Annotated in this window: 1 protein-coding gene; it reads left to right on the top strand. The window is 44.8% G+C overall.

What is annotated here, in order from left to right; translation table 11 throughout:
* Positions 1-204 precede the first annotated feature (204 nt).
* Positions 205-718, top strand: a 514-nt coding sequence (locus HMPREF2958_RS04260; RefSeq protein ID WP_070696912.1) for a hypothetical protein, incomplete at its 3' end; no start/stop codon positions are given.

Genomic DNA, 718 nt, shown 5'->3' with positions numbered 1-718 from the left:
TTAGAGTTTTTTGAGGGTCGGGCGATTGTGGTGCCTGAGTTTGATGAAGATAACCCTGGGGCTGAGTATCCAGTGTATGTTAAAAATAAGGAAGATACTATTAGGAGTTGGCGGGGTATAACGGTTAAACCAAAGGATACTGAGGGTTAGAAGTCGTCCGCGCGCACGGAGAAATCTTCACGCCCATTGAGAAGTAGAAATATTATGGTTTTTTATACTGATGAGTGGGATGACGTCTTTTTCCCGGTTATTTATGTTCGGGAGGATGGTGTTTTAGAGCGGCAATTAGAGCTGTTGCGGCAGGCTGGGTGGAAGATTATTGAGCTTTCCTGTGAAAAGTTTTTAAAGTCTTCAGGCTCTGAGGAAGATGCCATGATAGTTTTTGAGGCTATTGAGTTTCCTGAGGAGATTCCTGATATGCCAGATGATTGGATTCATGAGTATCTTGAGGATTTGCATTGGCTGGATTTGAGTCAGGGGTTCTTCTTTGTGCTGAAGGATTATGATGTGTTCTTCCAAGATCAAGAAAAAATTGACTATTTCATGGCGAAGTGGACTGCAAAGTTGTTGCAGACAGTGGATAATGATTCGCGGTACAGGCATTCTTGGTCGGGGTATGCGGACTACGATCCACCGCATGTGCTCTATGGCATGGAGGTGTCTCGGAACCACCTTGATCAGGTGTTAGAGTTTTTTGAGGGTCGGGCGATTGTGGTGC

Source organism: Rothia sp. HMSC036D11 (assembly GCF_001814205.1).
Taxonomy (GTDB): domain Bacteria; phylum Actinomycetota; class Actinomycetes; order Actinomycetales; family Micrococcaceae; genus Rothia; species Rothia dentocariosa.
This window is presented reverse-complemented; position numbering and strand designations above follow the sequence as displayed.